The following is a 7,571-nucleotide window of genomic DNA, read 5'->3' as shown; positions in this document are numbered from 1 at the left end:
ACCTCACCAAACGCATAACAGACGAGACCACCCCAACCTGGCGAGGCACCTACTAGAACATAAGCCGCAATCTACTCAAATCAAACGCCCTCTCAGCGCAACGGTGTCTGCCGGGGAACCCGCTTGGTCCTCACCGGGATCCGTGCTCTGGGCTTGACCCGTCCCGGCGAGGTGGCCGCCGCGCTTGCCTGTGACTTCGCCGTCGGGCTCAGGGACATCCCGGCCGAAGCGGAGCGAGCAGAGCCCGCCCGGGACCTTCCACCGGAGGTCATGGCAGTTCTATGCGCCAACCTCGACGCCCTGCAACCGTCCGAAGTCTGGGTCGCCGTCCAGATCGCCATCGACACCGGTCGGCGCCCCGAGGACATCCTCGATCTTCCACTGGACTGTCTGCAACGCGACAAGGACGGAGCCGCCGTCCTCGTCTATGACAACTCCAAAGCCGACCGGCTCGGCCGGCGCCTACCCATCGGCGAAGCGATCGCCACCGTGATCACCGGTCAGCAAGCCCGAGTCCGTGCCCGCTTCCCAGCGATCCCGGTCGGGAACCTGAAGCTACTGCCCGCCCCGCGCGCCAACCAAGACGGCCGCAAAGCCATCACCATCGCGATGCTGGATGACCGGCATCGCGAATGGGTCACCCGGCTCGGCCCGCTGCGCACCCGAGACGGCACCGAGGTCGACGCCGCCCGCCTGGTCCCCTATGCCTACCGTCACACCTATGCGCAGCGTCATGCTGACGCTGGAGTTCCCATCGACGTCCTGGCCGAACTCCTCGATCACCGAAACCTGAACGTCACACGCTGTTACTACCGCGTTGGCGAGGAACGACGCCGTGAAGCCGTCGACAAGGTGACCGCGATGAGTTTCGACCGGAACGGCAACCGCCTCTGGCGCGATGCCCAAGCACTCCTGGAATCCGAGCACGCCCGATACGCGGTCGGGGAGACCGCTGTCCCCTACGGCACCTGCACCGAACCCTCCAACGTGCGTGCCGGTGGCGGCGCCTGCCCAGTCCGGTTCCGCTGCGCCGGCTGCGACCACTTCCGCACCAACGTCTCGTTCCTGCCCAACCTGACCGCCTATCTGGACGACCTGCTGCGCACCCGCGAACGCCTCGCCCCCACCATGGACGGCGTCGATGAATGGGCCCGCGCCGACGCCACCCCGACCGAGGAAGAGATCACCCGGATCCGGCGGCTCATCAATCGGGTCAAAGGCGACCTCACCGAACTCTCCGCCGCTGAACGCGCCCAGGTCGACGAGGCGATCTCCGTAGTCCGCAAGCACCGCGCGGTGAACCTCGGCATGCCATCCGTTCGAGTCCACCCACCCCAACCCGCAAGCGAGGCCCTCGCGTGACCAACTCCAAGACGCCACCGACAGGGCCGGGACCGAGTACCAGAACCGAGGCCATGACGAAGGGACGCCAAGCCGACTCCGCCAGACGCCGCCAGCGCGTCATCGCCGCGATCAACCGCGCCCTGGCCGACGGGACAGAGATCAGCGTCTCCGGCATCGCCCGGGCCGCGGCCGTGGACCGGACGTTTCTCTATCGACACCGTGACCTGCTCGAAAAGATCCACGTCCTCGAAGCCGCACCACCCGCCAACGGCGACAACACCGGCCCCGCCGACACCCGAGCATCGCTGCAAGCCGACCTGCTCGCCGCCCACGAACGCGCGGTCCGATTGAACGGCCGCCGTCCAACAACTCGAGAAACGCCTGTCCGAAGCGCTCGGTGAGCGCGCCTGGCGCGAGTCCGGGCTCGGAGCGCCCATCGACGTCGACGCTCTTCACCAGAAGGTCACTCACCTCGAACAGCACACCATCGAGTTGGGCCTCCAGCTCGAAGAACGCGACGAAGACCTCGCAGCCGCCCGCGCCACCAACCGTGAACTCATGGCCCAGCTCAACCACGTCACGCGACCCACATGACACGCCGCGAACCTTCGTTGCACGACAGCTGTCGCAGACGCTAACGTTCTAACTAACAGCCTCTGAGCTGCACAAACGCGAGGAACCGATCTCCAGTACGCGGGTCGACCCCCGGAGAAGATTCCGGTGTGGCGGAGGGTTTCGACGATCGCCCAGGCCCAGAAGGGACTGTACGGTTTTCGGCTCTGGCACGAATCCGGTGGTGACGGTACGTGGCCAGTTCAGTCAGGAGAGCAGAATGCGATGGCGTAGCAGAGCGAAGCCGGCGCGGCCGTACATCTGTCGTTTGAGTAGCTTGACCTTGGTATTCGTGCCTTCCATCGGGCCGTTGCTGTAGGGCAGAGTCAGCCCGGCGACGACGGCCTGTCGGTCCTTCTCCAGGCCGAGGGTGAAGCTGTGCAGGGCAGGCAGGTCATCGGCGCGCACTGCGCTGATCCACGCGTCAAGGTCGTGACCGCGACGCTGGGTGAGGATGGCGGCGAACTCTCGCACCCGGGAGGCCAACGCCGTCAGATGCGGGCAGGCAGGGATCAGTTCCTCCAGGTGCCGTCGGCGGTGAGCAGGCAGGCCGTCTGGGCGGCTCATGAGCCAGGAGACCAGCCGACGTAGTGAGGGCGGAATGCGATCAGGATCCGCGCGACCCTGGTTGAGGTAGCGCACCAGCAGATTGGCGCTGCCGGTGTAGCCGAGACCGCGGATCTCGGCCAGCAGATGCGTGACCGGCACGCCGGGCTCTTCGGCAAGGCGGCGTCGCAGGTGCTCGCGGTAGGGGTCGACCAGAGTGGCGCCGTACTTGGGCGGACGCAGGAGATCGTCGGCCGAGGCGGCGCGGGCGTAGCGTTTGACCGTGTTGAACCCCCAGCCCAGGCAGCGGGCGCACTCGCCCAGCCCGAGCCCCTGATCGAGAAGAGTGTGGACCTGCGCATGCTTGCGGCGGGTCCGTTCGGCGAGCGCACCCGTGCGGCGGGGCCCTGCGGTGTGCCAGCAGCGGCTGTGGGCGACCACGGTCTTCTCCACCGCCTCGGCGAGGTTGTTGGGTCGGACCGGGGCGCCCTGCCGGGATTGCTCCCGGTGGGTTTCCCCGATCCGCCCGCCGAACCCGCCGTGCCCATTACTAAGCAACGGGCTCTCCACGAGATCATGCCGTTGAGGTCGGGCCGATCAGGGCCTCCGGCCAAGGGCTGGGGATGGCGTTACCCCGGTAGCGATACCGAGTGATCGACACTCTGCCAAGGTCGAACAGCCTGATCCCGCCCAGTTCGATGGGCTTCCACCGTCCTTGCGGAGTGCGGAGCCATCGTTGGATGGCCCTCCATGTCATGCGATGCCGGTGCATCACCCAGCGGATTACTCGCCACCACACGAAGGTGTGCAGGCGCTGCAGGGTGTGCTTGGCGACCGCGTGCTTGAAGTAGTTGGCCCAGCCGCGCAGGATCTGGTTGATCCGGATCAGCGCGATCTTGTAGTCGAGATGCGACAACCTCTGGGTTAATGTCTTGATCTTCCGCTTCAGCGTCTCGACCGGTTTGTCGGCGATGAAGGTGTAGACGTGCCACTTGTCCGTTCCCCGTTTGCGCATCCAGACGATGCGGAAGCCGAGGAAGTTGAACCCGTCTGCAAGGTGGACGACCGTGGTCTTGGCCGGTGACAGGACCAGGCCCATCGGTGCCAAGACCTCGCTCACCTGTCCGCGAAGGTCTTCGACGTGCTCTCGGGTGCCGTGGACCATGATGACGAAGTCGTCCGCGTAGCGGACTACTCGCCAGGTCGGCAGGCCCCGATGGCGGCGTCGTTCGCGGTCCCGCCGGGTCGCCATCGCGGTTGCCCAGTGTTCGGCGGCAAAGTCGTCGAGCACTGACAGCGCGATGTTGGCCAGCAGGGGTGACAGGATGCCTCCTTGCGGTGTTCCGGAGACGGTCTCGTTCCGCTCGCCGAGCTCGGTCATGATCCCGGCTTTCAGGAACGCCTTCACCAGCGCCAGCACCCGCTTGTCCTTCACCCGCGCTCGGACGCGGTCCAGCAGGGCCGCGTGATCGATGCGGTCGAAGCACGCCTCGATGTCAGCGTCCAGTACCCAGCGGTATCCCTGGGAGCCGAACAGGTGAATCTCGGCGATCGCGTCGTGCGCGCGCCGGTTGGGCCGGAACCCATACGAGCACGGACGAAAGTCCGCCTCGAAGATCGGCTCCAGGACCAGCTTCAGCGCGGCCTGGACCACCCGGTCGGTGATGGTCGGGATCCCCAGCCGGCGCCGTTTCCCGCCCGGCTTGGGGATCATCCGTTCTCGCACCGGCAGGGGCCGGAAGGCCCCTGTCCGCAACTCCGAACGGATGCGGTCCAGGTGCGCGGTCACCCCGGACGTTTCGACGTCGGCGGCACGCATGCCGTCCACGCCCGCCGTCCGAGCTCCGGCGTTGCCCGCAACCCGCTCAAACGCCATCATCAAGACGGCCGGGTCGCAGACGAAGTTGAACACATCGTCGAACCGGAAGCCATGATCGGCTAACGCCCAACGGTGCAGCTTGGTCTGCATCTTCCGTACCCGCGCCTCAGCGGTGAACACCGACGGCCACGCGACCGGGGTATCCACCCCGGATTCTCCCGACATTGCAGCACCTCCCTTGCGATCTCGCTGCCGCCCTTTCCCATGTACTGGGCTTTCCCCAGCTCGGAGTACTACGGCGGCTCCGCCCCTCCCACGGCCCGATCGGCCGACGATGTGCCCAGCCCTGTCTGCTTACGCTGGCCGCGCAGGCGACGGGCGAGACCGGGGAGGTTCCCGTGTTCACTGATTGATCGCTCGTCGGAGTAGGCACCCGGCTATACCCCCGCGGCCTCGCCACGACTACCCCGCAGCACTTCACCGTGGCCTTCCGGGTCGCCTGGCAATCACCACCCGGAAGTTGCCCACCCTGGAAGAAAGGCGGACACGCACCGCAACCAGCCCAGATCCGCCAGGTTCGAGCTGATGTCACCTTAGGAGGCTTCAAACACCGGTTCCTCTCGTATACCTCTCCGTCTCGCTCGCCGGACCCGCGCCATCTGGCAGTACTGACACGTCCCGGCTTTGTCGGGGCCGCTTGCCACCCTCCCCGGCACCTCCCGGATCAGGCTGCCCCCAGCTTCACCGCCCTGCTGCGACAGGACAGCGGCGAAGGTCTCTCACCTCCACTCGATCAATCAGCGCCTCACGGCGCACGTTCCACAGATGCCAGCGATCGCTGACCTGGATGGCGTCCGGGAGGGCGCGGCGGATCGCTTCAGCGTAGGTGCTGGAGCCGTCTCGGCAGACGACCTGCACTTCGGGATGGCCGCGAAGCCAGGCCTCAAGGGTGTCGGCGGTGCGGTCGGGCAGAACGTCGATGCGTTCGCGGGTCTCGGCGTTGATGAGCACGGTGGCGTAGCGGTGGCGTCGGCGCAGGGCGAAGTCGTCCACTCCCAGCACCCGGGGTATCTGGGGCTGCGGCAGTTGCCGCAGGATGCGCAGCGCGGTATGCCGGGACAGGCGCACGGCCAGGGCGGATAGGGCTCGCGCCAGCGCGTCCGGCTAACTCACGCACCAGCGCGCCGATCTGGCCAGCCAGGCGGGATGTGCGCCGCTGGTAACGCTCCAGCACGCCAGGGAGCTGTTCGCGGAAGGTCTGGCGGCAGTCGCGCGTCGGGCATACCAGGCGGCGGATTCGGACCACCACGAGCACGCGGCGTGCGTCGACCGGGACATCGGCCACTTTCCGCTCGTGATAGCCGTGCACGCGCGCCGTCTCGGCCCCGCAGCCCGGACAGGCGCCCCACCCGCCCGGGGTTCGCGCCCGTACCCGGATCCGCTCGCCCTCATCGACCACCTCCTCGACGACCAGCGGCGATCATCCCGAAAAGACCGTACTCACAAGCTCGTCGACACCAAGCACGACTCAGCGTGACACTACGAGACGTACCGTCACCACCGAATCTGCGACAGAGCCGAAACCCGTACAGTCCCGTCCAGGATGGCAGGAAAGATACTCACATAGGCAGCAGCGCTACTGGTGGGAGCTTGAGGGGGCCTCCATGCTACTTACTTACGCATACGTGGGGGACTCATGGGTGACTTTCCGGCTGCCAGGATGGCGTCGTACACCGTCCTATATGAGGGATGCAGCGGTAGCGGCGTGGCAAGCACCGTCGGCTACGCCGAGGATGGTGAGGTCCGCCTGGTAACCGATCCGGGTATGGTCAGGAACCGGTCGCTGATCCTTGATCCGTTGTGGACGATGGGGGTGGCGCCCGAGTCGGTGAGTGATGTTGTCTTCAGTCATCATCATCCTGACCACACGCTGAATGCGGCGCTGTTCCCGAACGCGAGGTTCCATGACCACTGGGCGATCTACTTCGGCGACCAGCGGATCTGGCGTGATGCCGAGAGTTATGATCTCACGCCGTCGATCAAGCTGATCAGGACGCCTGGGCACACGTATGAGGACATCACCACGCTCGTCGGCACTCCGGAGGGGATTGTGGCTTTCACTCATCTGTGGAACGACGCTACGTCCGCAGGAGACAGGCACGCCGTCGACCTCGAGGCGCTGCATCTCGGGCGTAAGCGGGTGCTGACGGTGGCCGACATCGTGGTGCCCGGCCACGGTCCTGCGTTTATCCCGGGGACTGAAACACCGCTATAGATCTCCACTCGCCGATAGAGATGACACTCGCACTGCCATCCCGGCTCGCGTAAGGGGCAAGAAGCATATCTGCGGTGGTGCGTGGCCTGGAGAATCTCTTTCCCGCATGTGACCGACTGCGCTGCCTGGCGGGCCGCGCGGCTCTGTGTGTCGTTGCAGTGCTATCTGCCTGCGAGAACGCGCTGGGGTCAGTGCGTCTCGCTCGGCGGCCTCCCATTCCATCGCATCCCGCTCCGCCGGGTGCCGTCGACACGAAGATGCTCTTCTTACCATCCCCGGTGTTCCACGCCCGCGCATCCACCCATGAGGTGAACTCCGCCTCGACCGCCGAGAACTCCCGCAGTCCGTACACCTTCTTGATCTCGTCCTGGTGGTCGAACTGCGTTTGACGCCGCTCGGTGTACTGCTTGATCTGCGAGATATCCGCCACGCCGAGCTGATCGGCCAGGTAGTCGATCACCTCAGCCGGGATCTCCAGCGGGTCGGCAGGAACCGGTCTATGAACCGGGCCGTGGTCAGTTACAGGGCGCACCCGAGCCGGTGCTGATCGCCACGGCGGCGGGCAATCAGCTTCCGGTCCGCGTCGTCGAGGAAGAACATCTTCTCCAACTCGGCCCGCGTCGGTGCCCTTACGTAGCGGCCGTGCGCGGCCGCCTCATCATCGCTTAAGAACTCAACCGGCGTGGGCCCAGAAAGTAGGATTCATCCACCAGAGCGGACCAGACCCAAGATCAAACTGTGACCCGCAAACAGCTCAGGCGACCCCGTAAACGGCGTGATTCCGCAGGTCAAACGCATCGGGACGACCATACATGCTTAGCCGAACCCCGAGGGCCGCCAAACACGACTATTCGTTCGTATGCTCGTCAGCCCCCGGAATCTGGTCGCGGTGGATCGTTTCCGATGGTACGTCGGCCAGGACGGGGCCCCGCCACTGCGACAGCGCCTGCCGTAGCAGATCGGCCTCCCGAGCGG

General features: G+C 65.9%; 7 protein-coding genes and 2 pseudogenes. 3 read left to right on the top strand and 6 right to left on the bottom strand.

Annotated features, from left to right (window positions below; all coding sequences use genetic code 11):
• The first annotated feature begins 171 nt into the window (after positions 1-171).
• Positions 172-1,362, top strand: a complete 1,191-nt coding sequence (locus AB0B91_RS63825; protein WP_358342736.1) for a tyrosine-type recombinase/integrase — start codon at positions 172-174, stop codon at positions 1,360-1,362.
• Between the two features lie 53 nt (positions 1,363-1,415).
• Positions 1,416-1,745, top strand: coding sequence for a hypothetical protein (locus AB0B91_RS63820; protein ID WP_358342734.1), 330 nt, complete (start codon positions 1,416-1,418; stop codon positions 1,743-1,745).
• A gap of 418 nt (positions 1,746-2,163) precedes the next feature.
• Here AB0B91_RS63820 and AB0B91_RS63815 read toward each other — a convergent pair.
• The 3 genes and pseudogenes from AB0B91_RS63815 to AB0B91_RS63805 all read right to left on the bottom strand — a co-directional run.
• Positions 2,164-2,859: pseudogene (locus AB0B91_RS63815) on the bottom strand (transposase); the annotation flags it as partial.
• A 217-nt stretch (positions 2,860-3,076) separates the two neighbouring features.
• Entirely contained in the window at positions 3,077-4,546 is a 1,470-nt protein-coding gene (gene ltrA / locus AB0B91_RS63810) for a group II intron reverse transcriptase/maturase (RefSeq protein ID WP_358342732.1), read from the bottom strand.
• A gap of 591 nt (positions 4,547-5,137) precedes the next feature.
• A pseudogene (locus tag AB0B91_RS63805) lies at positions 5,138-5,795 on the bottom strand (ISL3 family transposase); the annotation flags it as partial.
• A 291-nt stretch (positions 5,796-6,086) separates the two neighbouring features.
• Here AB0B91_RS63805 and AB0B91_RS63800 point away from each other — a divergent pair.
• Positions 6,087-6,596, top strand: coding sequence for an MBL fold metallo-hydrolase (locus tag AB0B91_RS63800; protein WP_358342730.1), 510 nt, complete (start codon positions 6,087-6,089; stop codon positions 6,594-6,596).
• Here AB0B91_RS63800 and AB0B91_RS63795 read toward each other — a convergent pair.
• From AB0B91_RS63795 to AB0B91_RS63785, 3 genes are all read right to left on the bottom strand, one after another.
• Entirely contained in the window at positions 6,568-7,128 is a 561-nt protein-coding gene (locus AB0B91_RS63795; RefSeq protein ID WP_358342728.1) for a DUF4158 domain-containing protein, read from the bottom strand. The two genes, AB0B91_RS63800 and AB0B91_RS63795, sit on opposite strands and share 29 nt — an antisense overlap.
• Positions 7,116-7,298, bottom strand: coding sequence for a DUF4158 domain-containing protein (locus AB0B91_RS63790; protein WP_358342740.1), 183 nt, complete (start codon positions 7,296-7,298; stop codon positions 7,116-7,118). Before AB0B91_RS63790 ends, AB0B91_RS63795 begins: the two co-directional genes overlap by 13 nt.
• A 145-nt stretch (positions 7,299-7,443) precedes the next feature.
• Positions 7,444-7,554, bottom strand: a complete 111-nt coding sequence (locus tag AB0B91_RS63785; protein WP_358342738.1) for a hypothetical protein — start codon at positions 7,552-7,554, stop codon at positions 7,444-7,446.
• Positions 7,555-7,571 lie beyond the last annotated feature (17 nt).

Origin of the sequence: Nonomuraea sp. NPDC049141 (assembly GCF_040648415.1) — a bacterium.
GTDB lineage: Bacteria > Actinomycetota > Actinomycetes > Streptosporangiales > Streptosporangiaceae > Nonomuraea.
Note: the sequence above shows the minus strand (reverse complement) of the source record. Positions and strands in the feature narration are given on the sequence as shown.

What these genes read in the sequence shown, in the direction of transcription:
- ltrA (WP_358342732.1), bottom strand. Translation starts at nt 4,546, where the DNA reads ATGTCGGGAGAATCCGGGGTGGATACCCCGGTCGCGTGGCCGTCGGTG.
- AB0B91_RS63820 (WP_358342734.1), top strand. Translation starts at nt 1,416, where the DNA reads ATGACGAAGGGACGCCAAGCCGACTCCGCCAGACGCCGCCAGCGCGTC.